General features: G+C 69.0%; 1 protein-coding gene. It reads right to left on the bottom strand.

From position 1 onward, the window contains the following. Nucleotides 1–292 (bottom strand): aldehyde dehydrogenase family protein (locus tag EH240_RS37605; RefSeq protein WP_125007321.1); only part of this gene is annotated, 292 nt, incomplete at its 3' end. Nucleotides 293–361 lie beyond the last annotated feature (69 nt).

Here is a 361-nt window from a genome sequence, read left to right as displayed (position 1 = left end):
CTTCGGCGCGGGCCTCGATGAGATCGGCGGCCTTCAGCAGAACCCGCGAGCGCTGCGACGCCGTCGCGTGCGGCCACCGGCCGTGGTCGAATGCCTTTCGCGCCGAGGCGATGGCGCGCTCGGCATCGATCCTGGTCGCCGCCTCGTAGCGGCTCACGACGATGCCGTGGCTCGGCGCGTTCCGGTCGATCGTCCGGCCTTCTGCGCCGGCCGTCCATCTGCCGTCGATCAGCATCTCGAAGCCGCGCACGGGCGAGTCGGCAAGCGCTGTTGGCCTGATCTCTATCGTCATCACCATTCTCCCTTGAAGACCGCCGCGCGCTTCTGCGAGAAGGCGGCGACGCCTTCCTTGAGATCCCCG

Origin of the sequence: Mesorhizobium tamadayense, from assembly GCF_003863365.1 — a bacterium.
GTDB lineage: Bacteria > Pseudomonadota > Alphaproteobacteria > Rhizobiales > Rhizobiaceae > Mesorhizobium > Mesorhizobium tamadayense.
Note: the sequence above shows the minus strand (reverse complement) of the source record. Positions and strands in the feature narration are given on the sequence as shown.